Raw genomic sequence first — 22000 nt, 5'->3', positions numbered from 1 at the left:
CCGCCGAGGCCTTCGGCTCCGGATCAGGCGTGCAGTGGCGGCTTGATGAGGAATTCGAGCAGCGCCTTCTGGGCATGCAGGCGATTTTCGGCTTCGTCCCAGACCACGGCGCGCGGGTCGTCCAGCAGGGTATGGCTGATCTCTTCGCCGCGGTGCGCCGGCAGGCAATGCATGAAGAGGACATCCGGCGCGGCGCCATCGAGCAGCTCGGCAGTGACCTGATAGGGCTTGAAGGCTGCCAGGCGCAGGCGGGTTTCCTCTTCCTGGCCCATGGAGGTCCAGACGTCGGTGCTGACCAGGTGCGCCTGGGCCACGGCCTCGCGCGGATCCCGGGTCAACCGGACGCGCTCGCCGGCACGTTCGAGAAAGCGCGGATTGGGCTCGTAGCCTTCCGGGCAGGCGATGCGCAGATTGAAGTCGAGTTGTTCGGCCGCTTCGATATAGCTGTTGCACATGTTGTTGCCGTCGCCGATCCAGGCCACGGTCTTGCCACGGATATCGCCGCGGTGCTCGAAGAAGGTCTGCATGTCCGCCAGCAGCTGGCAGGGGTGCAGATCGTCCGACAGGCCATTGATCACCGGCACCTGGGAATGGGCGGCGAAGGTGGTCAGCATCTCGTGGGCGTAGGTGCGGATCATCACGCCGTCGAGCATGCTCGACATGACGCGAGCGCTGTCCGGGACGGGCTCGCCACGGCCGAGCTGGGTGTCCCGAGACGAGAGGAAGATCGCCTGGCCACCGAGCTGGATCATGCCGGCCTCGAAGGAGAGGCGGGTGCGGGTGGAGGCCTTCTCGAAGATCATGCCCAGGACGCGATTGCGCAGGGGCTCATGCAGCACGCCCCTGTTACGCAGGGCCTTGAGCTCGATGCCGCGTGCGATGAGTTGCCGGAGTTCCTCGGGGGAACAGTCCATGAAAGAAAGAAAGTGGCGAACCGTCATTTCGTTACCCTAGCGTCCCGTCCCGGTAACGGCCGTCCATGGAGGGCGCGGCGAACCTGAGAGCATGCCGTTTCAAACGGCGGAAAGACCAAAGGCGAAATGGTATAAGTTCATGTCGCATTTTACCACCATCCCAGCCTAGGCCCTTCGTTTCGAGCGGCTAGCCTGGGACGGGGTAGCGAAGGGGCGGTGCCTTACAGCAGGTCAGCGGGGACGTTGCCGCCGTTGTCGGCCAGCTTCTGCAGAACGGCCTTGTGCAGCCACATGTTCATCTGGGCGGAGTCGCCCATCTTGTCGGCGGGGCAGTTCAGTTCCTTGGCCAGCTCCTGGCGGGCGGTCAGGCTGCTGTCCAGGTCGAGCAGCTTGAGCAGGTCGACGATGGAGGTCTTCCAGTTGAGCTGTTCGCCTTTCTGGGCGGCCAGACCGTCAAGCTTGGCGGCGACGTCCACCTGGCTCATGGGGGTGGCGCCGGTCGGGGCGGCCGGGCTGCCGGCGGGTGCGACGGTATCGGTCGCGCCGGTGGTGGGCGCAGCGGCGGGGGTATCCGCATGGGCTTCACCAATGCCGAGCTTCGAGAGGATCTTGCTGAACAGGCTCATGGAGTTCTCCTGGGTCTTGGATCAGGCGCACCGAGCGACGCCTACCCTTAACCTGACCACGGCCCGGGCGCCAAAGTTTTGCCTGGCGCCGCTCGGGATGGTCATGGTGCTGGCGAACGGCCGGGTCGGAACGTGGTCGATTGCCAGGTCGAGCCGCGCCTGTCACGGGCTGGACGTCGCGGAAATCCCGGCGTTCCACCGGCCTTTCCGTTACAATCGTCCCACCGTATTAGCGAGGTGCATCGTGGACATCATCGATACCATCAAAGACCAGATTGCCAACAATCCCGTGCTGCTCTACATGAAGGGTTCGCCGAACGCGCCTCAGTGCGGCTTCTCTTCCCGTGCCGCTCAGGTGCTGATGGCCTGTGGCGAGAAATTCGCCTACGTCGACATCCTGCAGAATCCGGAAATCCGCGCCAATCTGCCCAAGTACGCCAACTGGCCGACCTTCCCCCAGCTGTGGGTCGGCGGTGAACTGGTCGGCGGCAGCGATATCCTCGCCGAACTTTACGAGAAGGGCGAATTGCAGACCCTGATCAAGCAAGCCGTGGAAACCAAGGACGCCTGAGTCCCTGGTCCATAAAAAAAAGCCCGCAACGTGCGGGCTTTTTTGTGGGCGTCTGCCCGATCAATCGTCGTCGTCGTGCATCTGCGACTGGATGTAGTTCTCGATCCCGACACTGGCAATGAGGCTCAGCTGGGTTTCCAGCCAGTCGATGTGCTCTTCCTCGGATTCGAGAATGTCCTTGAGCATGTCGCGGCTGACGTAGTCCCGTACGCTTTCGCAGTAGGTGATGGCTTCACGCAGATCGGCCACGGCGCTGATTTCCAGGCGCAGGTCGCACTGGATCATCTCCTGGGTATTCTCGCCGATCATCAGCTTGCCCAGGTCCTGCAGATTGGGCAGGCCTTCCAGGAACAGGATGCGCTCGATCAGGCGATCGGCGTGCTTCATCTCGTCGATGGATTCCTTGTACTCGTGATGGCCGAGTTTGCGGATACCCCAGTCGTTGTACATCCGCGAATGCAGGAAGTACTGGTTGATGGCCACCAGTTCGTTGCCGAGGATCTTGTTCAAATGCTGGATGACGGTGATATCGCCTTTCATGGCCGGACCTACGAATGGGGTGGGATTGCCGGCAGTCTGAGCGTGGAACAGCCCTTTGTCAAAAGCTTAAGTTGTTGAAAAATCGACGAAAATCGAACGGTAATCGGAAGCTTTTCCATCCTTTCCGTAAGCGTTTGATTAGACAATAAAAAAGCCGGACCCAGGGTCCGGCTTTTTTTACAGGGCTTGCGCTCAGGCGCGCGGCACGTCCAGCGCGTAGGCGAGCTGCTGGGCGCCGTGCAGTTCGCCGAGGGTTTCCTTGACCACCTGCTTGGCCAGGCAGGCGCACTTGCCGCACTGGGTGGCGCAACCGGTGCTTTCCCGAACTTCCCGATAACTGCAGCAGCCCTCGTAGATGGCTTCACGAATCTGCTTGTCGGTCACGCCACGGCAAAGACACACGTACATGGATCGCCTGCTGTATGAGTGGAGGTGCCGCCAAAGCTAATGACAATGAGAATGATTGTCAAAGTTGTAGGCGGCAAAATCTCATCAAAGGCAGGATCGGCGACGGACGGTCAGTCGAGATCGACCCAGCCACCCATCTCCCGCCAGCGATTGACGATGCCGCAGAACAGCTCGGCGGTCTTCTCGGTGTCGTAGCGGGCGGAGTGGGCTTCGCGGTTATCGAATTCGATGCCGGCCGCCTGACAGGCCTTGGCCAGCACCGTCTGGCCATAGGCCAGGCCGGCGAGGGTCGCGGTATCGAAGCTGGAGAAGGGGTGGAAGGGATTGCGCTTCAGGCCGCAGCGCAACACCGCGGCATTGAGGAAGCCCAGGTCGAAGCTGCTGTTGTGGCCGACCAGGATGGCCCTCTTGCAGCCGCTGGACTTGAGCGACTTGCGCACGCCCTTGAAGATCTCGCTGAGCGCCTGCTCTTCACCCACCGCCATGCGCAGCGGATGGTCGAGCTTGATGCCGGTGAATTCCAGCGCCGCCGCCTCGATGTTGGCGCCGGCGAAGGGTTCGACGCGGAAGAAGTAGGTGTGATCCGGATAGAGCACGCCTTCCTCGTCCATGGCCACGGTGGTGGCGGCGATTTCCAGCAGGGCATCGGTGGCGGCGTTGAAGCCGCCGGTCTCGACATCCACCACCACCGGCAGGTAGCCGCGGAAGCGGCGGGCCATGGGGATGCGCGAGTCGGACATCGGCTGGCTGGCGTCCAGTTCGTCGCTGAAGGTCTCGTCCATGCTCATGCACCCACCTCCAGGCGCCAGCGCAGGGTCTCGCCGGCGCGCAGCGGAATCACCTCGTGGTCACCGAAGGGCAGGGAAGCCGGCGCCTGCCAGTCCTCGCGCACCAGGGTGACGGTTTCGGCATTGCGCGGCAGGCCGTAGAAATCGGCACCGAAGTGGCTGGCGAAGCCTTCCAGGCGGTCGAGGGCATCGCGGCTCTCGAAGGCCTCGGCATAGAGCTCCAGGGCGCCATAGGCGGTATAGCAGCCGGCGCAGCCGCAGGCCGCTTCCTTGGCGTGACGCGCGTGGGGCGCCGAATCGGTGCCCAGGAAGAACTTGGGATTGCCGCTGGTGGCGGCGTCCAGCAGGGCGCTCTGATGGGTGTTGCGCTTGAGGATCGGCAGGCAATAGAAATGCGGCCGGATCCCGCCCACCAGCATGTGGTTGCGGTTGTACAGCAGGTGATGCACGGTGATGGTGGCGCCTACGTTGGCCGGGGCCTCGCGCACGAAGGCCGCAGCGTCGCCGGTGGTGATGTGCTCGAAGACCACCTTCAGCGTCGGGAAGCGCTGGACGATACGCACCAGGTGCTCATCGATGAATTTCTTCTCGCGATCGAAGACGTCCACCTCGGCATGGGTGACCTCGCCGTGCACCAGCAGCGGCAGGCCGATCTCGGCCATGGCTTCCAGGGTGGGGAAGAGGTTGTCCAGCGAGGTCACGCCGGAATCGGAGTTGGTGGTGGCGCCGGCCGGATAGAGCTTGGCGGCATGCACGAAGCCACTGGCCCTGGCGGCGCGGACGTCTTCCGGGCTGGTGCGGTCGGTGAGATAGAGCACCATCAGCGGCTCGAAGCGGCTGCCGGCCGGGCGTGCCGCCAGGATGCGCTCGCGATAGGCGGCGGCCTGCTCGGCATTGCGCACCGGCGGTACCAGGTTGGGCATGACGATGGCGCGACCGAATTCCCGGGCGGCGTCGGCGACGGTCTGCTGCAGGGCGGCGCCGTCGCGCAGGTGAATGTGCCAGTCATCGGGACGGGCAAGGGTGATCCGGTCGGTCATGCGGGATTCCAGGCTGCGGGAAAGTAGGGAAATGCTACCGGAAAAGGGGGTAGCCGGCACCCGTGCGGCGGGACCGCGCTCAAGTTTTCCGCGCCCTTGACCGATAAGAACCCCAGGTACTTTTTCTTTCCGGAGTCCGACGTGCGCCCGCGTTACCTCTTCCTTTCCTGTCTGCTGCTCGCCGTGCCGGCCTGGGGGATGACCTTCCAGAGCCGGCTCGAGAGCGTGGAATGGAAGGTGGAGGGCGACATCTTCGCCTGTCGTCTGCTGCAGCCCATCCCGCGCTTCGGCAGTGGTGGCTTCCTGCGCCGCGCGGGCGAGTCCACGGTGTTCGAATTGCGGCCCAATGGCCAGTGGTTGCCGGCGGGCAGCGCCAGCCTGAAGGCGGCGGCGGTGCCCTGGAAGCCGGGGCTGGGCGATATCAGCCTTGGCTCGGTCAAGGTGGTTGAGGGCGAGCAGGCGCTGGCCACCAGCGCGCAGCAGGCGCAGCGCCTGCTGGCGGGGCTGATGGAGGGGCGCATGCCCCAGGTGAGTCGCTCGGGGGCCCTGGACGACCGCGTCGAGGTGCGACTGTTGCCAGTGCGCTTCGAACCGGCCTACCAGCAATTCCAGGCCTGCACCCAGAAGCTGCTGGCGGTCAACTTCGAGCAGATCCGCCATTCCCAGGTCAATTTCCCGGGCGGTGGCGATACCCTCGACGACCTCGCCAAGGCCAAGCTCGACCTCATCGACGAATACCTGAACGCCGATCCGACGGTCAATCATGTCATCGTCTCCGGCTACAGCGATAATCAGGGCACCCGCCTGGACAACCGGCAGGAATCGCGGCTGCGCGCCATCGCGGTGATGGAGTACCTCAAGAGCAAGGGCTTCGCCGCGGAGCAGATCGAATTGCGCTTCTTTGGCGAGCAGTACCCCGTGGCGCCCAACACCAGCAAGGCCAATCGCGCGCTCAACCGCCGGGTGACCCTGGTGTTCTCGCGGGTCCCGCCGAGCGGCGAGCCGCCGGCTGCGCCAGCCACCAGTACCGCGGCCAATCCGCCCGAATCGCCGGCGCCCACCCCGGCACCGCTGGCCAAGCCCAAGGGCTGATCCGCCCCGACCGCATGTCGCCCAGACATCAGAGTGCGTCGCGCCCCTGTAAAAGCAGCGAGGCGACCAGTAGAATTGTCGCTTTCCGACTCAACGCAATACACGGGAGCGAACGGCATGGCGGATGTGAAGAAGGTAGTCCTGGCGTATTCCGGCGGCCTGGACACCTCGGTGATCCTCAAGTGGCTGCAGGATACCTATAACTGCGAAGTGGTGACCTTCACCGCTGACCTCGGCCAGGGCGAGGAAGTCGAACCGGCCCGTGCCAAGGCCAAGGCCATGGGCGTCAAGGAAATCTACATCGACGACCTGCGCGAAGAATTCGTCCGCGACTTCGTCTACCCGATGTTCCGTGCCAATACCGTCTACGAAGGCGAGTACCTGCTGGGTACCTCCATCGCCCGTCCGCTGATCGCCAAGCGCCTGATCGAGATCGCCAACGAGACCGGCGCCGACGCCATCTCTCACGGCGCCACCGGCAAGGGCAACGACCAGGTGCGCTTCGAGCTGGGCGCCTACGCCCTCAAGCCGGGCGTCAAGGTGATCGCGCCCTGGCGCGAGTGGGACCTGCTGTCCCGTGAGAAGCTGATGGACTACGCCGAAAAGCATCAGATCCCGATCGAGCGCCACGGCAAGAAGAAGTCGCCGTACTCCATGGACGCCAACCTGCTGCACATCTCCTACGAGGGCGGCGTGCTGGAAGACACCTGGACCGAGCATGAAGAAGACATGTGGCGCTGGACCAAGTCGCCGGAAGCCGCGCCGGATACCCCGACCTATCTCGAGCTGACCTACCGCAACGGTGACATCGTCGCCATCGACGGCAAGGAACTGAGCCCGGCCACCGTGCTGGCCGAACTGAACCGCATCGGCGGCGAGAACGGCATCGGTCGCCTGGACATCGTCGAGAACCGCTATGTGGGCATGAAGTCCCGTGGCTGCTACGAGACCCCCGGTGGCACCATCATGCTCAAGGCCCACCGCGCCATCGAGTCCATCACCCTCGACCGCGAGGTGGCCCACCTCAAGGACGAGCTGATGCCCAAGTACGCCAGCCTGATCTACACCGGCTACTGGTGGAGCCCCGAGCGGCTGATGCTGCAGCAGATGATCGACGCCTCCCAGGCCAACGTGAACGGCGTGGTGCGCCTGAAGCTGTACAAGGGCAACGTCATCGTTGTCGGCCGCAAGTCCGACGAGTCGCTGTTCGACGCCAACATCGCCACCTTCGAAGAAGACGGCGGCGCCTACAACCAGGCGGACGCGGCGGGCTTCATCAAGCTCAACGCCCTGCGCATGCGCATCGCCGCAGGCAAGGGCCGCACCCTGCTGTAAGGGTAGCCCCGCACGACAGAACCCCAGCCTCGGCTGGGGTTTTTTATGGCTTACAGATCGAAGTCGTACTCGGAAATCTGCCGCTTCAGGCGGCGCTCTTCGAGCATGTTGTCGATCAGCCGCCGCTTGGTCAGGTTGGTCTTGCTGACGACGGGTTCGACGGTCTCGGGCGCTTCGCCATCGGTCTCGAAATCATCGTCTACATCGATATCGCTTTTGTCTTCGGCCATTGGTAACTCCTGCAAGGCTGGACAGGATCACACGCACTCATCGACAGGGCTGCGGGACCTTTTCGCGCACCTTATAACGACAAAGCAGGAGCCGGTAAAAAAGATTTTTTCAATCGCCAAAGGGCTTTGACAGGCCCTTTTTCAATCGTCAGAGGTTTTCGCCTTGTATTCGCAGAGATCCTCGATCCGGCAGCTGCCGCAGCGGGGCTTGCGCGCCTGGCAGACATAGCGGCCGTGCAGGATCAGCCAGTGGTGGGCATCCAGCAGGAAATCCTTGGGCACCACCTTGAGCAGCTTGAGTTCGACCTCCACCACGTTCTTGCCGGGTGCCAGATTGGTTCTGTTGCTGACCCGGAAGATATGGGTGTCCACTGCCATGGCGAGCTGGCGGAAGGCGGTGTTGAGCACCACGTTGGCGGTCTTGCGACCCACGCCGGGCAGCGCCTCCAGTTCCTCGCGGGTCTGGGGCACCTCGCCGCCATGGCGCTCCAGCAGCAGCCGGCAGGTCTCGATGACGTTCTTGGCCTTGCTGTTGTAGAGGCCGATGGTCTTGATGTATTCCGACAGCCCTTCCACGCCCAGGTCCAGGATGGCCTGGGGGGTGTTGGCCACCGGATAGAGGCGGGCGGTGGCCTTGTTGACGCTGACATCGGTGGCCTGGGCGGAGAGGATCACCGCGATCAGCAGCTCGAACGGCGAGGCGTAGGCCAGTTCCGTCTTGGGATCGGGATTGTCCTCGTGCAGGCGGCGAAAGATCTCCAGGCGTTTGGCGGCGTTCATGGGCGGGTCGGGGTTTCCAGTGCGGCAAGACGGTGGGCAGCCTGCTGAGCAGCGCCGCGCAGGGTTGCCAGTTGAGCGCTCTGCTCGGGGGTGGGCGCGCTACCGAAGGCGCGCTCGGCCTTGGTCAGCTGGGCACGCGCCAGAGTGGCGGCGATGCGTGCCTGCTTGAGGGCGGCGGGGTCGGTGGCTGGCGTCGTCTGCTCCGGCGCCCTGGCGGTGGCCGCCCCCCGCTGCGCGCTGTCCAGGGTCACCTGGGCCTGCTCGGCGGCTTCGCGCAGTTGCTGCACCTGGGCCTCCAGGGCCGGTGTCCCGTACTGCGCCAGTTGCCGTTCGGCCTTTTGCAGGGCGACCCGGGCCATGGCAGCGGCGATCTTCAAGGGTTTGATCGCAGCGTCCGCGGTGACCGGCGTCTCCGCCGGCGTGCTGACTGCAGGAGGCACCTGCCGCCGCTGGCGTTCGGCCTCCAGGCGCTCGCGGTCGCGCTGCAGGCGCGCCTGGCGGGCGTCGAAGCGGCGGCGGTAGTACTGCGCGCGGCGACGCTCCGCCGGGCGATCGACCGGGGCCGGTACCGCCACCAGGTCGATGCAGTCCACCGGGCAGGGTGCCAGACACAGTTCACAACCGCTGCATTCGCTCTCGATGACGGTGTGCATCAGCTTGGCTGCGCCAAGGATGGCGTCGGTGGGGCAGACCTGGATGCACTTGGTGCAGCCGATGCAGTCGGCCTCGCGAATCACCGCACGCTGGCTGGGCGTCACCGGGTAGGGCGAGTCCAGAGGCAGCGCCGGACGCTGGAGCAGCGCCGAAAGCTCGAGGATGGTGGCGGTGCCGCCGGGTGGGCACTTGTTGTGCGCTTCGCCCGCGGCGATGCCCGCCGCATAGGGCTGGCAACCGGGATGGCCGCACTTGCCGCACTGGGTCTGCGGCAAGAGGGCGTCGATGGCGGTGATGAGGGTAGGTTGAGCGTTCATGGCTTGCACTTGAAAGGACGGCGCCCTGGGGCGCCGTCGCTATCACATCACCCGCTGGCCGGGCTTGGCGCCGCTGTCGGGGCTGAGCAGGTGGATCTCGGTACCGCCGGGGCCGGCGGCCAGGACCATGCCTTCGGAGACGCCGAACTTCATCTTGCGCGGCGCCAGGTTGGCAACGTACAGGGTCAGGCGGCCTTCGAGCTGGCTCGGCTCCGGGTAGGCGCTCTTGATGCCGGAGAAGACGTTGCGCTTGGCATCGCCGATGTCCAGGGTCAGGCGCAGCAGCTTGTCGGCGCCCTCGACGAACTCGGCCTTCTCGATCAGGGCGATGCGCAGATCGACCTTGGAGAAGGTGTCGAAGTCGATGGTCTCGGCCAGCGGGGCCTTGATCAGTTCGCCGTTGCCGGCGGGCTGCGGTGCGGCCTGGGCGGCCAGGTCTTCCTTGGAAGCGTCGATCATGGTCTGCACCTTGGCGGGTTCGATGCGGGTGAGCAGGGGCTGGAAGGCATTGAGCTGATGATTGGCCAGGCGCGTGTCCAGGTCGGCCCAGGTCAGGGGGGCGACATTGAGGAAGCTCTCGGCGGCAGCGACCAGGTTGGGCAGCACCGGCTTGAGCAGGATCGCCAGCTGGCGGAAGAGCTCGATGCCCTGGGCGCAGATGGCCTGGACCTCATCCTGCTTGCCGTCCTGCTTGGCCAGACTCCAGGGCGCCTTATCGGCGATCCAGGCGTTGGCGCGATCGGCCAGGGCCATGATCTCGCGCATGGCGCGGCCGAAGTCGCGGGTCTCATAGGCCTCGGCGATGCTCGGCGCGGCGGCGCGGAAGGCGGCTTCCAGCTCGGGCGCGGCCTGGGCGTCCACCAGCAGACCGGCGTTGCCCTTGTGAATGAAGCCGGCGCAGCGGCTGGCGATGTTGACCACCTTGCCCACCAGGTCGGAATTGACCTTCTGCACGAAGTCTTCGAGGTTCAGGTCGATGTCCTCGACATGGCGCGAGAGCTTGGCGGCGAAGTAGTAGCGCAGGTACTCGGGATTGAGGTGATCCAGATAGGTGCGCGCCTTGATGAAGGTGCCACGGGACTTGGACATCTTCTGGCCGTCGACGGTAAGGAAGCCGTGGACGTTGAGCGCGGTCGGCTTGCGATAGCCGGCGCCTTCGAGCATGGCCGGCCAGAACAGCGCGTGGAAGTTGACGATGTCCTTGCCGATGAAGTGGTACAGCTCGGCGCTGCTGTCCTTGTTCCAGAAGGCATCGAAATCCAGGTCGTCGCGGCGATCGCAGAGATTCTTGAAGCTGGCCATGTAGCCGATGGGGGCGTCCAGCCAGACATAGAAGTACTTGCCCGGGGCGTCGGGGATCTCGAAGCCGAAGTAGGGCGCATCCCGGGAGATGTCCCACTCCTGCAGGCCGGCGTCCAGCCACTCGGCGATCTTGTTGGCGACCGATTCCTGCAGGGCGCCGCCGCGAGTCCAGCCCTTGAGCATCTCGGTGAAATCGGGGAGCTTGAAGAAGAAGTGCTCGGATTCGCGCAGCACCGGGGTCGCGCCGGAGATGGCCGACTTGGGATCCTTCAGTTCGGTGGGCGCATAGGTGGCGCCGCACTTCTCGCAGTTGTCGCCGTACTGGTCGGCACTGCCGCACTTGGGACAGGTGCCCTTGATGAAGCGGTCGGCCAGGAACATCTGCTTGTCCGGGTCGAAATACTGGGTGACCGGACGGGTGGCGATGTGGCCGTTTTCGCGCAGCTTCAGGTAGATGGCGCGCGACAGCTCGCGATTCTCTTCCGCATGGGTGGAATGGAAGTTGTCGAAGGCCACGCCGAAGTCGGCGAAATCGGCGCTGTGCTCGCGCTTGACGTTGTCGATCAGCTGTTCGGGCGTGATGCCCTCGCGTTCGGCGCGCAGCATGATGGCCGAGCCGTGGGCGTCGTCGGCGCAGACATAGAGGCACTGGTTGCCGCGCAGCCGCTGAAAGCGCGCCCAGATGTCGGTCTGGATGTACTCGACCATGTGGCCGAGGTGGATGGAGCCGTTGGCATAGGGCAGGGCGCTGGTGACGAGAATCTTGCGGGGCTCGGTCATGGTCTTGGCTGGATCGCGACGCTGATAAGGTGACCGACCATCATAGCGAAATGGCCGGTCGGTTTCATCCGTGGGGATGGGCGGGTGCAGGTCCGGACTTAGAGATCCGCCAGCTGCCAATACAGGGCACTGACCATGGCGGCACCCAGGGCAGCGCTGCGGGCACCGTTCCAGCCGACGTCCGGACGGGGATCGTTGGCGTTGTCCTTGAACGGCAGCTCCAGGGTCAGGGCCAGGCAGCCATGGGTATGACCGACGTACTTGGTGGCGAGCTTCAGGGTCTCGCTGCCGAAATGACCGCGGGGATAGCCGTACTGGGTCTGGAAGTCCGGACTGGCGCGCTGGAAGCGCTGCAGGAAGGCCCGTTGCTCGGCTTCCTCGCGCTCGCCGAAGGTGGGCAGGCCATTGCAGCCGTCGACGAAGACATAGGGCAGGGCTTCGTCGCCGTGGATGTCGAGGAACAGATCGCAGCCGCTCGCCGCGATGGCCCGGCGTACCGCCAGCACCTCGGGACTGCGCTCTTCGTCCGGCTCCAGCCATTCGCGGTTGAGGTTGGCGCCGGCGGCGTTGGTGCGCAGATTGCCCAGGGCCGAGCCGTCGGGATTCATGTTCGGCACCACGTGCAGCACCGCGTGCTCCAGCAGCTTGCCGCCCACCGGATCGCCCTGGTGTTCGCCCAGGCCCAGCAGCCGGCGCAGCAGGCCTTCGACGAACCACTCGGCCATGGGCTCGCCGGGGTGCTGGCGGGCGATGATCCAGATGTTCTTCTTGCCGACGCCCGGCGTGCCGATGCGCAGCAGGTCCAGCGAACGTCCCAGCAGCGAACGGCCGACGGTTTCCAGACGGACGGCGGGATGCCGCTGGGCTTCGCCCATGAAGGCCAGGTGGCGGCTCTCCGGATAGGGCTCGAAATAGGCGAAGAACAGGCTGTCGTGCTCCGGGGTGACCGTCCAGCTCAGGGTCTTGCCGTCATAGCGGCTGGGGATGCGGAACCACTGCTGGCCGCAATAGCTGGCCACCACCCCATAGTCGCGCCAACCTTCGGGGTAGGCGCACTCGCCGGCGTTGTCGAAGCTCAGTTGGCAGGGCAGGCCGCGGGCGCCTTCGAGACGGAAATGGAACCACTGGGTGAAGGGCGAGGCGGTGTCCGGGCGGATGCGCAGGCGGATGTCGGCGTGGTCGGCCAGGGACAGCACCTCGACGGCGCCGCTGTCGAAGGTGGAACTGATGTGCAGGGAAGAGGCGTTCACGCAGGGCTCCACGGGCGAGGGGAAAGCCGGGAGTGTAGCGCCGCGTGGATAGGCTTTAGCAAGGACAGTGGGTAGCATAGGCCGCAGCTTCTCTTTCCTATCCGCTGTTTCCGGGAGTCTGCATGACCGCTCCGACTCGCGAGGCCATCGAGGCCGCGCTGCGCCAGTATCACGATCCCTATCTCGAACAGGACCTGCTCAGCGCCGGTGCCCTGCGCGACCTCGCGCTGGACGGTGGCCGGGTGCGCGCCCGCTTCGAGCTGGGCTATGCCGCCGGACTTTTCAAGGGTGGCCTGGCCCAGGTGCTCAAGACCGCGCTGGAGAACGTGCCCGGGGTCGACACCGCCGAGATCCAGGTCGACTGCATAATCGCGCCCCACGCCGCCCAGCCGCAGCTGGAAGCCATGGGCAACGTCAAGAACATCATCGCCGTGGCCTCGGGCAAGGGCGGGGTGGGCAAGTCCACCACCGCCGCCAACCTGGCGCTGGCGCTGGCCCGCGAAGGCGCCCGGGTCGGGGTGCTGGACGCCGACATCTATGGTCCCAGCCAGGGCATCATGTTCGGCTTCGCCGAGGGCACCCGTCCCGAGGTGCGCGACGAAAAGTGGTTCATCCCGCTGCAGGCCCATGGCGTCGAGGTCATGTCCATGGCCTTCCTCACCAACGACAAGACCCCGGTGGCCTGGCGTGGCCCCATGGTCTCCGGCGCCCTGATCCAGCTGATCACCCAGACCGCCTGGAATGACCTCGACTACCTGGTGATCGACATGCCGCCGGGCACCGGCGACATCCAGCTGACCCTGGCGCAGAAGGTGCCGGTGGCCGGCGCGGTGATCGTCACCACGCCCCAGGACCTGGCCCTGCTGGACGCCAAGAAGGGCGTGGAGATGTTCCAGAAGGTCAATATCCCGGTGCTCGGGGTGGTGGAAAACATGGCGGTGCACATCTGCTCCAACTGCGGCCACGCCGAGCACCTGTTCGGCGAAGGCGGCGGCGGCCGGCTGGCCGAGCAGTACGGCGTGGACCTCCTGGCCTCGCTGCCGCTGGCCATGGCCATCCGCGAGCAGGCCGACGCCGGGCGCCCCACCGCCATCGCCGATCCCGACAGCCAGATCGCGCTGATCTACCAGGAACTGGCGCGCAAAGTCGGGGCCCGCATCGCCTTGGGCGGTCAGGCCGGTGGCGGCATGCCGACCATCACCGTCAGTGACGACTGATTTCGTCCGTTCGCCTTTGAGACCGCGCTGCGATCCTCTAGAATGCGCGGTCAATTTTTTCGCCCCGGAGCCAGACCTGCCATGAGCATCAAATCGGACAAGTGGATTCGCCGCATGGCCCAGGAGCACGGCATGATCGAGCCCTTCGTCGAGCGCCAGATGCGCGGCGCGGACGACAGCCGGGTGATCTCCTACGGGGTGTCCAGCTACGGCTACGACGTGCGCTGCGCCAACGAATTCAAGGTGTTCACCAACATCCATTCGGCGGTGGTGGATCCCAAGAACTTCGACGACAAGAGTTTCGTCGACGTGGTCAGCGACGTCTGCATCATCCCGCCGAACTCCTTCGCCCTGGCGCGCACCGTGGAATATTTCCGCATTCCGCGCGACGTCCTGACCATCTGCCTGGGCAAGAGCACCTATGCCCGTTGCGGCATCATCGTCAACGTCACCCCGCTGGAGCCCGAGTGGGAAGGGCACGTGACCCTGGAGTTCTCCAACACCACCACCCTGCCGGCCAAGATCTACGCCAACGAAGGCGTGGCCCAGATGCTGTTCCTGCAATCCGACGAGGCTTGCGAGGTGTCCTACAAGGATCGCGGCGGCAAGTACCAGGGCCAGCGCGGCGTGACCCTGCCACGCGCCTGACTTGGCGCTATTCGAGCGAAGCCGCCTGTCTGGCGGCTTCGCCGTTTCCGGGCCTCAAGAAAAGTCCACGGCCGCCGATAGCCTGTGACCTGACTTATCTTTGGAGTGGACTTTCCATGGCCGGCATTCTCGACACCGTCGATCAACGCACCCAGCTGGTTGGCGAGAATCGTCTGGAAATTCTCATGTTCCAGCTGTCCAGCCGGCAGATGTTCGCCATCAACGTGTTCAAGGTGCAGGAAGTCCTCAAGCTGCCGCGCCTGACCCAGATGCCCAAGCGCCACCCGATGATCTGCGGCGTGGTCCACCTGCGTGGCCAGACCCTGCCGGTGATCGACCTGGCCGCCGCCATCGGCATGCGACCCATCACGCCCGACGAGAACAGCACCATCATCGTCACCGAGTACAACCGCTCGGTGCAGGCCTTCCTGGTCGGCAGCGTCGATCGCATCATCAACCTCAACTGGGACAGCATCCAGGCCCCGCCCGGCGGTGCCGGACGGCAGCACTACCTGACCGCCATCACCCGCATCGAAGACCGCCTGGTGGAGGTGATCGACGTGGAAAAGGTGCTGGCCGAGATCGCGCCCTACAACGTCAAGGTCTCCCAGGAACGCCTGGCCGATCCGCTGCTGGCCAAGGCCCGCGGTCGCGAGGTGCTGCTGGTGGACGACTCCAGCACCGCCATCGGCCAGCTGCGCGACACCCTGGTCCAGCTGGATCTGAAATTCCACGTCGCCACCGACGGCCTGCAGGCCCTGCGCAAGCTCAAGGCCTGGGCCGACGAAGGCGTGGTGCTGACCGAGAAGCTGCTGATGGTGCTGACCGATGCCGAGATGCCGGAAATGGACGGCTATCGCCTGACCACCGAGATCCGCCAGGATCCGCGCCTCGCCGACCTCTATGTGGTGCTGCACACCTCGCTGTCGGGCAGCTTCAACGAAGCCATGGTGAAGAAGGTCGGCTGCAACGCCTTCCTCTCCAAGTTCCAGCCCGATCAGTTGGTCGAGGAAGTCCGCCGCCGCCTGGCACTGGCCGAGGGCTGATCCCCGCGGTTTCGCCGCTCCGGCGCCTCCCTTACACTGACGGCCTTTGTCCGCCGCCAGGAAGCCGCGCCCATGTCGCACCTCAGTGCCCTCTATCGTTATCCCGTCAAGTCGACGGCCGTGGAATCCCTCGCCCAGGCCGAGGTGGATGCCCTGGGCCTGGTGGGGGATCGCCGCTGGATGGTGGTGGATGCCGACACCGGTCGCTTCCTGACCCTGCGCCAGCTTGCGCAGATGAATCACATCGAGGCGCGCTGGCTGGCCGCCGATCGACTGCGCCTGAGCGCGCCAGGGCGGACTCCGCTCGAGGTGGCGGTGCCCGATGCCACCGGTGAGCAGCTAGGCGTGACCATCTGGCGCGACACCCTGCAGGCGCCGGTCGCCGCCGAGGCCGATGCCTGGCTGAGCGACTTCCTCGGGCGCCGCTGCCGCCTGGTGTACATCGCCGAAAGCCATGCACGCCAGATCAATACCGATTTCGCCGAGCCGGGACAGAAGGTCCACTTCGCCGACGGCTTTCCCCTGCTGCTGACCAGCGAGGCCTCCCTGGCCGATCTGGCGGAGCGGGTGGGCAAACCGCTGGAAATGCTGCGCTTTCGGCCTAATCTGGTGGTGGAGGGCACCGCGGCCTATGCCGAGGACGGCTGGAAACGGCTGCGCATCGGCACGGTGGACTTCGCCGTCGCCTGTCCCTGCTCGCGCTGCATCGTCATCACCCAGGATCCGGTGACCGGCGAAAAGGATCCGGATCGGCAGCCACTGACCGCCCTGCGCGAATACCGCTTCCACGACAATCGCATGCTGTTCGGCATGAACGTCATCCCCCTGGGGCGCGGCGTCATCGAGGCTGGCATGCCGGTGGAGGTGCTGGAATGACTCCCGTGCGGCGTGTGGCGCTGGTAAGTCCGGCAGGTGCGGTCAAGCAGGAGCTGGTCACGGCGGCGATCGAACAGCTGCAGGCGGCCGGCATCGAAGCGGTGCTGGGCGAGCAGGCGCTCAAGCGTCATCGCTATCTCGCCGGGACCGCCGAGGAGCGGGCCGCAGATCTGCACTGGGCCTTCAGCCAGGCGGACGTGGATGCGGTCTGGTGCCTGCGCGGCGGTTATGGATCCGCACAGCTGCTGCCCTGGCTGGACTGGTCGCGCCTGTCCAGCAGCAAGGGCCGGCCGCTGATCGGCTATTCCGACCTGACGGTGCTGCTGGAAGCCTTCCATCGCCGCGGTCTCACCGCCATCCATGGTCCTGGCGCCCTGGACTGGGGGCGCCGCGACGAGGATCCGGCTACCCAGGCGGCCCGGACCCGCTCGCTGGAGTCAGTCCTGGAGCTGTGCGCCGGTGGCCGTCCGGCCTGGCAGCTGGAGCGCCTGGCCGGTCCGGCCCAGGTGCCTGCCGGCGAGCTGATCGGCGGCAACCTGACCACGCTGGCCAGCGTGGTCGGCACCGCCGCGGCGCTGCGTCCCCACGATGGCGCCATCCTCATGCTGGAAGATGTCGGCGAGCCCTACTATCGACTCGAACGCAGCCTCTGCCAGTTGCTCGGCAACCTCACCGAGCACCGCATCGGCGCGGTCTGCCTGGGCACCTTCACCGACTGCCCGGCGCGCAACGTCGAGCAGTCGCTGGAAGAGATCTTCGCCGAATGGCTGGCGCCGCGCGGCATCGCCCTTTATCGCGGCCTGCCCAGCGGCCATGGCCCGGACAACCAGGCCTGGCCCTATGGCGCCCGGGTGCGCCTGGAAGCGGGTCGCCTGCAGGTGCTCTAGGCCCGACCGATCCTGGGCGGATCAGTCCGCCCAGGGCGAGGCCAGCTCCAGCTTGCGCAGCATCTGGCGCTTCTTGCTGTTATAGCCCTGCATCCGCACCAGCAGTTCATCCAGGGTGGCGACCGCCTTGAGGATGTGCGGGCCCTTGTTGAGCATCACGCATTCGGCGCGGACTCCGGTGGCGGCATCGGTGATCTCGGCGCGCGAAGGCGAACCCTTCTTGGCCAGATTCTCCAGCACCTGGGTCGCCCAGATCACCGACACGTGGGCCGCTTCGCACAGGCAGAGGATATCTTCCTGCAGCGCCGCCAGGCGCTCGAAGCCGCCTTCCACCGCCAGGTCGCCGCGGGCGATCATCACGCCGAAGCCGCCGCGCTGCATGCCGGCCAGCAGCAGTGCGGGAAGGTTGTCGAAACCGCGGCGGGTCTCGATCTTCAGTACCACACCCAGGTGCTCGGCCTGCAGGCGCTCGAGTTCCGCGAGCAGCGCACGGACGTCGTCGGCGCTGTTGACGAAGGACATCTCGATGGCGTCGGCGTGCTCGGCGGCAAACGCCAGGGCTGCGAGGTCCTGTTCGCCCAGCGCTGCCAGCCGCAGGTTGCTCTGGGGAAAGTTGATGCCCTTGTCGCCCTTGAGCTTGGCGCCGCCCGGCGCGTGGGTGATACGGACCTGCAGCGCATCCTGATCGGCGCCTTCGATCACCCCGCCGATCTTGCCGTCGTCGAACCAGACCGGCTCGCCGCCGCGCACGTCGGCGAACACCTGGGGCAGGGTGCAGCCCAGGGTGGCGGGTGTCAGCAGGCGACCGCCGCTGTCCTGGCTGGCGGGCCGGCCGGGCGTCTGGTCGGCAGTCAGGATCAGCAGATCATCCTCGGCGAGGCGCAGGGCACCCGGCTGCGGGGCGAAATCACCAATGCGGCTGTGTCTCTTGCGCCCCTCGCGCGTGACGCTCAGACGCAGTCCGGGCGCAAGGTAGGTGGTCTTGGTCGCCTCCGCCCAGCAGCCGCGGTCGCCGACCTCGACCACCGTCCAGCGCCGCTGCGCCTGCCGGGTGTCCACCAGGCGGATATGGTCGCCCGGCTGCAGATCCTTCAGCCAGCGTTCGCCCACTTGGACACTGGCGGCGGCCGGGGAGGGCGCCGGTCGCGGCTGGCGACGGCCGGTCAGCCAGATCCGCGCCGGCTGGCGGACGCGGCCCTGGGCATCGCGTTCGGGCTTCACCTTCTGCACCGCCGCGCCCGTGGCGATGGGCCCGGTACGCAGCTTGGGGCCCGGCAGGTCCATGAACACCTTGCAGGGCCGGTCCAGCTCCGCGCTGGCACGGCGCACGTGCTCGATCATCCGCTTCCAGCTGGCCGGTTCGTCGTGGGCGCAGTTGATGCGCACGCAATCCATGTGCGCCGCCAGCAGATCCCGCACCAGGGAATAGTTGTCCGCGGCCTCGCGCGGCAAGGTGACCATGATGCGCACCTCCCGCTCGGCGGCAGGGGAGCCGAACAGCATGCGGGCGTGATCCGCCAGCGGGTTGGCGGCCTTGGCCGTGGGCCGCGCCGCCGGGCTCCCGCCGAGCAGTCGCTCCAGGGTGTTGATAAGGGTCGCCACCGCCGGCAGCACCGCGGCTTCGGAACGACCCAGCGACGACAGCCCCAGGGCGGAGAGGCGCAGCTGAAGGCCGTGCAGATCGCCCTCGCGCAACGCCAGATAGGCGAGCAGGTTCTGGGCGCTGGCGAGGTAGGCAGGATTGAGCGCCTGGCGATCCAGGCGCGGATCCGCGCTGGCCTGGTGCAGGGCATCCTGGAGGGCGCGCAGTTCAGCGAGGAGGGTGGCGAGATCGTGATCGGAGGTCCGGGAACGCGAGGTCGAACGGGGCGGCACGATAGGTCTCCAGCAGCGGGGGCCCAGGCGAGACGCTCACCGGGCGTTCCTGTCTCGGACCCGTGACCGCCGGAGAAGTGAAAAGCCAAGTGTTGCCAGACATTAGCGGCAGATGGCCACTCATCGCGCAGGCCGCCGCTGGCGTCCATAGGGAGTCGGCCAGGATGCTGCTATGATGCGCGGCCTTGACGACCCCCGTTTTCAGGTACCCGCCATGGTGCAGATTTCCGAACGTCTCCTGGTCCAGGCCCATCTGGCCGCCAAGCAGCCCAAGGCGCTCGGGCCGGACGAGATCGCGGCCTACAAGACCGCCATCGCCCGCGAGCTCAAGGCGCAGAACGCGGTGCTGCTCGCCCACTACTACACCGATCCGCTGATCCAGGCGCTGGCCGAGGAGACCGGCGGTTGCGTCGCCGACTCCCTGGAGATGGCGCGTTTCGGCAATCGCCATCCGGCGTCCACCGTGGTGGTGGCCGGGGTCAAGTTCATGGGCGAGACGGCCAAGATCCTCAACCCGGAAAAGCGGGTGCTGATGCCGACCCTGGAAGCCACCTGCTCCCTGGACCTGGGCTGCCCGGTGGAGGAATTCTCCGCCTTCTGCGACCAGCATCCCGAGCGCACCGTGGTGGTCTACGCCAACACCTCGGCCGCGGTGAAGGCCCGGGCGGACTGGGTGGTCACCTCCGGCTGCGCGCTGGACATCGTCGAGCACCTGATGGACAACGACGAGACCATTCTCTGGGCCCCCGATCGCCACCTGGGTCGCTATATCCAGCGCGAGACCGGCGCCGACATGCTGCTCTGGGAAGGCTCCTGCATCGTCCATGAGGAATTCAAGGCGAGCCAGCTGGAAGACCTCAAGCGGCTCTATCCGGAGGCGGCCATCCTGGTGCATCCGGAGTCGCCCGAGGCGGTGATCGAACTGGCCGACCATGTCGGCTCCACCAGCCAGATGATCAAGGCGGCCCAGACGCTGCCCAATCGCCAGTTCATCGTCGCCACCGATCGCGGCATCTTCTACAAGATGCAGCAGGCCTGCCCGGACAAGACCTTCATCGAGGCGCCCACCGCCGGCAACGGCGCCGCCTGCCGCAGCTGCGCCCACTGCCCGTGGATGGCGATGAATACCCTGGAGCGCACCCTCAACTGCCTGCTCGACGGCTCCGGCGAGGTGCTGGTCGATCCGGCACTCATCCCCCGGGCGGTCAAGCCGCTCAAGCGCATGCTCGACTTCACCCAGGCGCTGCAGCTGAAGGTCAAGGGCAACGCCTGAGGGCGCGGCCCAGGACGCTAGCGCAGGATTTCTTCGCTCAGCTTGCGCTGGGCGATCATCTCCTGCTGGCGGGCATCGATCCGCGCGGCCAGCTGATAGTTGCTGGCGGCGCGCTGCTTGGCGAAGCCCAGTTGCTGGATGGCCTGGTTGTAGTCACCGGTGAGGGCGAAGTACTCGGCGCGTGCCTGGTGCACGCCGACCAGGTCGCCGGCCTGACCGCGGACGTCCGCCGCCTGATTCCACAGATCCGGATCGATCGGCCGCTGCTTGAGCAGCTTGTCGAGCAGTTGGCTGGCGGCCTTGGCCTGCTTGGTGCGGCCAAGCAGGTCCACCTGGGCCAGGCTCACCGCCAGATCGTCCGGATAGAGCTCCAGCAGTCGCTGTACGCGTTTCTGGGCGTCGGGCAGGCGATTGGCGGTGATGTCCAGGTCGACCTGGGCGAGGTTGTAGCTGATCTCGTCCGGCGCCTTGCGCAGCAGCGGCGCCAGGGTGTCCCGCGCCTCGTTGAGCTGGCCCTGCTTGGTCAGGCCCATGGCCAGGCCGTAGCGGACCGCGTCGTTGTCCGGGTTTTCCTGCAGCTGGGCTCTATAGCGCTTCACCAGCAGGCCGGCGGTTTCCTCGAAATACATCTGAGCCCGCACCTTCATCAGCTGGAAGCGCTTGCTATCCTCGACGCCGCCCTTGGGAAAACGCTCGGCACGCGCCTGGGTATCGGCGATCCGGCTATCGGTGACCGGGTGGGTCAGCAGGAATTCCGGCGGGGTACGGTCATAGCGATACTGCCGGGCGAGCCGACCGAACATCTCCGGCATGGCGCGCGGATCGTAGCCGGCGCGCTCCAGATTGACGATGCCGACGCGGTCGGCCTCCTGCTCGTTGAGTCGGGAAAAGCGCAACTGGCTCTGGATGGCCGCCGCCTGGGTCGAGGCGATTGCGGCGATTCCCGCATCGCCGCCGCCTGCCGCGGCGGCCACGATGCCGGCGAGCAGGGCCGCCATCAGCGGCAACTGCATGCGCTGCTGGTTTTCCACCCCGCGGGCGAAGTGGCGCTGGATGAGGTGACCCAACTCATGGGCCATGACCGCCGCGTACTCGGCTTCGGTCTCCGACTTGAGGAACAGCCCGCCATTGACCCCGATCACCCCGCCGGGCGCGGCGAAGGCGTTGATCTCGGGATCCTTGATCAGGATGAAGACCAGGCGGTGGTCCTGCAGGTCGCTGGTCTCGGCCAGCTTGTAGACGGTTTGCTCGACGAATTGCTTGAGCTGCGGATCGTTGATAGCCGGGACCTGGCCGCGCAACATGCTCAGCCAGGCGCGGCCCATCTGAAACTCCTGCTCGGGCGAGACGATCGAAGAGCTGGCATCGCCCAGTGACGGCAGATCGTTCGCCCCCTGCGCCAGATGGGGCGCGGCGAGTAGCGCCAGGGACAGCAGGGCGGGGCGCAGGACGTTCATGGCAAGACTCGTGGCCGCAAAAGGGCTACTTTAGCGGCCCGCCGTCTGGGTGCCTAGCAAACCCGGGCACTGACCTAGCCCCCAATGGAGAATC

At 66.0% G+C, this 22000-nt stretch carries 22 protein-coding genes; 9 read left to right on the top strand and 13 right to left on the bottom strand.

Going from position 1 to position 22000, the window contains the following annotated elements; all coding sequences use genetic code 11:
- Nucleotides 1-23: 23 nt before the first annotated feature.
- Together argF and ACZ5R1_RS14375 are read right to left on the bottom strand one after the other, a co-directional pair.
- A complete protein-coding gene (argF, locus tag ACZ5R1_RS14380; RefSeq protein ID WP_007162746.1) occupies nucleotides 24-941 on the bottom strand; it encodes an ornithine carbamoyltransferase in 918 nt (305 codons plus the stop codon).
- A 194-nt stretch (nucleotides 942-1135) separates the two neighbouring features.
- The gene (locus ACZ5R1_RS14375) at nucleotides 1136-1540 is read right to left on the bottom strand and encodes a DUF3597 domain-containing protein (RefSeq protein WP_464712436.1); all 405 of its coding nucleotides are present in this window, start codon (nucleotides 1538-1540) and stop codon (nucleotides 1136-1138) included.
- Between the two features lie 244 nt (nucleotides 1541-1784).
- Here ACZ5R1_RS14375 and grxD point away from each other — a divergent pair, with 244 nt between their 5' ends.
- Nucleotides 1785-2111 carry a Grx4 family monothiol glutaredoxin gene (gene grxD / locus ACZ5R1_RS14370; RefSeq protein WP_007162748.1) on the top strand — a complete coding sequence of 109 codons (327 nt, stop codon included), beginning with the start codon at nucleotides 1785-1787 and terminating at the stop codon, nucleotides 2109-2111.
- 60 nt (nucleotides 2112-2171) lie between these two features.
- Here grxD and bfr read toward each other — a convergent pair whose 3' ends face one another.
- From bfr to pyrC, 4 genes are all read right to left on the bottom strand, one after another.
- Nucleotides 2172-2651, bottom strand: coding sequence for a bacterioferritin (gene bfr / locus ACZ5R1_RS14365; protein ID WP_027597606.1), 480 nt, complete (start codon nucleotides 2649-2651; stop codon nucleotides 2172-2174).
- A 192-nt stretch (nucleotides 2652-2843) separates the two neighbouring features.
- Complete coding sequence (locus ACZ5R1_RS14360) at nucleotides 2844-3059, bottom strand: bacterioferritin-associated ferredoxin (protein WP_007162750.1); 216 nt, start codon at nucleotides 3057-3059, stop codon at nucleotides 2844-2846.
- A gap of 110 nt (nucleotides 3060-3169) precedes the next feature.
- Entirely contained in the window at nucleotides 3170-3841 is a 672-nt protein-coding gene (gene rnt / locus ACZ5R1_RS14355) for a ribonuclease T (protein ID WP_371099723.1), read from the bottom strand.
- A 2-nt stretch (nucleotides 3842-3843) separates the two neighbouring features.
- Nucleotides 3844-4887 carry a dihydroorotase gene (pyrC, locus tag ACZ5R1_RS14350; RefSeq protein WP_340247133.1) on the bottom strand — a complete coding sequence of 348 codons (1044 nt, stop codon included), beginning with the start codon at nucleotides 4885-4887 and terminating at the stop codon, nucleotides 3844-3846.
- A gap of 141 nt (nucleotides 4888-5028) precedes the next feature.
- Here pyrC and ACZ5R1_RS14345 point away from each other — a divergent pair, with 141 nt between their 5' ends.
- Nucleotides 5029-5979, top strand: a complete 951-nt coding sequence (locus ACZ5R1_RS14345; RefSeq protein WP_074584574.1) for a flagellar protein MotY — start codon at nucleotides 5029-5031, stop codon at nucleotides 5977-5979.
- Between the two features lie 117 nt (nucleotides 5980-6096).
- A complete protein-coding gene (locus tag ACZ5R1_RS14340; protein WP_007162754.1) occupies nucleotides 6097-7314 on the top strand; it encodes an argininosuccinate synthase in 1218 nt (405 codons plus the stop codon).
- Between the two features lie 50 nt (nucleotides 7315-7364).
- Here ACZ5R1_RS14340 and ACZ5R1_RS14335 read toward each other — a convergent pair whose 3' ends face one another.
- The 5 genes from ACZ5R1_RS14335 to ACZ5R1_RS14315 form a co-directional block, all read right to left on the bottom strand.
- Complete coding sequence (locus ACZ5R1_RS14335; RefSeq protein ID WP_007162755.1) at nucleotides 7365-7544, bottom strand: PA3496 family putative envelope integrity protein; 180 nt, start codon at nucleotides 7542-7544, stop codon at nucleotides 7365-7367.
- Nucleotides 7545-7685: 141 nt separating this feature from the next.
- Complete coding sequence (nth, locus tag ACZ5R1_RS14330) at nucleotides 7686-8324, bottom strand: endonuclease III (RefSeq protein WP_042138452.1); 639 nt, start codon at nucleotides 8322-8324, stop codon at nucleotides 7686-7688.
- Nucleotides 8321-9295, bottom strand: a complete 975-nt coding sequence (locus tag ACZ5R1_RS14325) for an RnfABCDGE type electron transport complex subunit B (protein WP_464712435.1) — start codon at nucleotides 9293-9295, stop codon at nucleotides 8321-8323. The genes nth and ACZ5R1_RS14325 overlap by 4 nt, the downstream gene beginning before the upstream one ends.
- 42 nt (nucleotides 9296-9337) lie before the next feature.
- Entirely contained in the window at nucleotides 9338-11377 is a 2040-nt protein-coding gene (gene metG, locus ACZ5R1_RS14320; protein WP_464712434.1) for a methionine--tRNA ligase, read from the bottom strand.
- Between the two features lie 98 nt (nucleotides 11378-11475).
- Nucleotides 11476-12627: a M14 family metallopeptidase gene (locus ACZ5R1_RS14315; protein ID WP_464712433.1), complete on the bottom strand. Its 1152-nt coding sequence runs from the start codon at nucleotides 12625-12627 to the stop codon at nucleotides 11476-11478.
- 122 nt (nucleotides 12628-12749) lie between these two features.
- Between ACZ5R1_RS14315 and apbC the strand changes: the two genes are divergently transcribed.
- The 5 genes from apbC (at nucleotide 12750) to ACZ5R1_RS14290 (ending at nucleotide 17301) form a co-directional block, all read left to right on the top strand.
- A complete protein-coding gene (apbC, locus tag ACZ5R1_RS14310; protein WP_027597613.1) occupies nucleotides 12750-13844 on the top strand; it encodes an iron-sulfur cluster carrier protein ApbC in 1095 nt (364 codons plus the stop codon).
- 81 nt (nucleotides 13845-13925) lie between these two features.
- The gene (dcd, locus tag ACZ5R1_RS14305) at nucleotides 13926-14492 is read left to right on the top strand and encodes a dCTP deaminase (RefSeq protein WP_007162761.1); all 567 of its coding nucleotides are present in this window, start codon (nucleotides 13926-13928) and stop codon (nucleotides 14490-14492) included.
- Nucleotides 14493-14608: 116 nt separating this feature from the next.
- Nucleotides 14609-15538, top strand: a complete 930-nt coding sequence (locus ACZ5R1_RS14300; protein WP_007162762.1) for a chemotaxis protein CheV — start codon at nucleotides 14609-14611, stop codon at nucleotides 15536-15538.
- A gap of 72 nt (nucleotides 15539-15610) precedes the next feature.
- Entirely contained in the window at nucleotides 15611-16414 is an 804-nt protein-coding gene (locus ACZ5R1_RS14295; RefSeq protein WP_042138446.1) for an MOSC domain-containing protein, read from the top strand.
- Complete coding sequence (locus tag ACZ5R1_RS14290) at nucleotides 16411-17301, top strand: S66 peptidase family protein (protein ID WP_027597615.1); 891 nt, start codon at nucleotides 16411-16413, stop codon at nucleotides 17299-17301. The genes ACZ5R1_RS14295 and ACZ5R1_RS14290 overlap by 4 nt, the downstream gene beginning before the upstream one ends.
- Nucleotides 17302-17322: 21 nt before the next feature.
- On the opposite strand, the gene ACZ5R1_RS14285 is transcribed toward ACZ5R1_RS14290, so the two are convergent.
- Nucleotides 17323-19176 (bottom strand): pyruvate kinase, encoded by a 1854-nt coding sequence (locus ACZ5R1_RS14285; protein WP_464712432.1) that lies wholly within the window; start codon nucleotides 19174-19176, stop codon nucleotides 17323-17325.
- Nucleotides 19177-19390: 214 nt separating this feature from the next.
- On the opposite strand from ACZ5R1_RS14285, the gene nadA reads away from it, so the two are divergent.
- The gene (gene nadA / locus ACZ5R1_RS14280; protein WP_007162766.1) at nucleotides 19391-20449 is read left to right on the top strand and encodes a quinolinate synthase NadA; all 1059 of its coding nucleotides are present in this window, start codon (nucleotides 19391-19393) and stop codon (nucleotides 20447-20449) included.
- 17 nt (nucleotides 20450-20466) lie between these two features.
- Here nadA and ACZ5R1_RS14275 read toward each other — a convergent pair whose 3' ends face one another.
- On the bottom strand, nucleotides 20467-21906 hold the full coding sequence (locus ACZ5R1_RS14275; protein ID WP_007162767.1) for a M48 family metalloprotease: 1440 nt from the start codon (nucleotides 21904-21906) through the stop codon (nucleotides 20467-20469).
- Nucleotides 21907-22000 lie beyond the last annotated feature (94 nt).

The organism is Pseudomonas sp. Pso3 (assembly GCF_055393275.1).
This window is presented reverse-complemented; position numbering and strand designations above follow the sequence as displayed.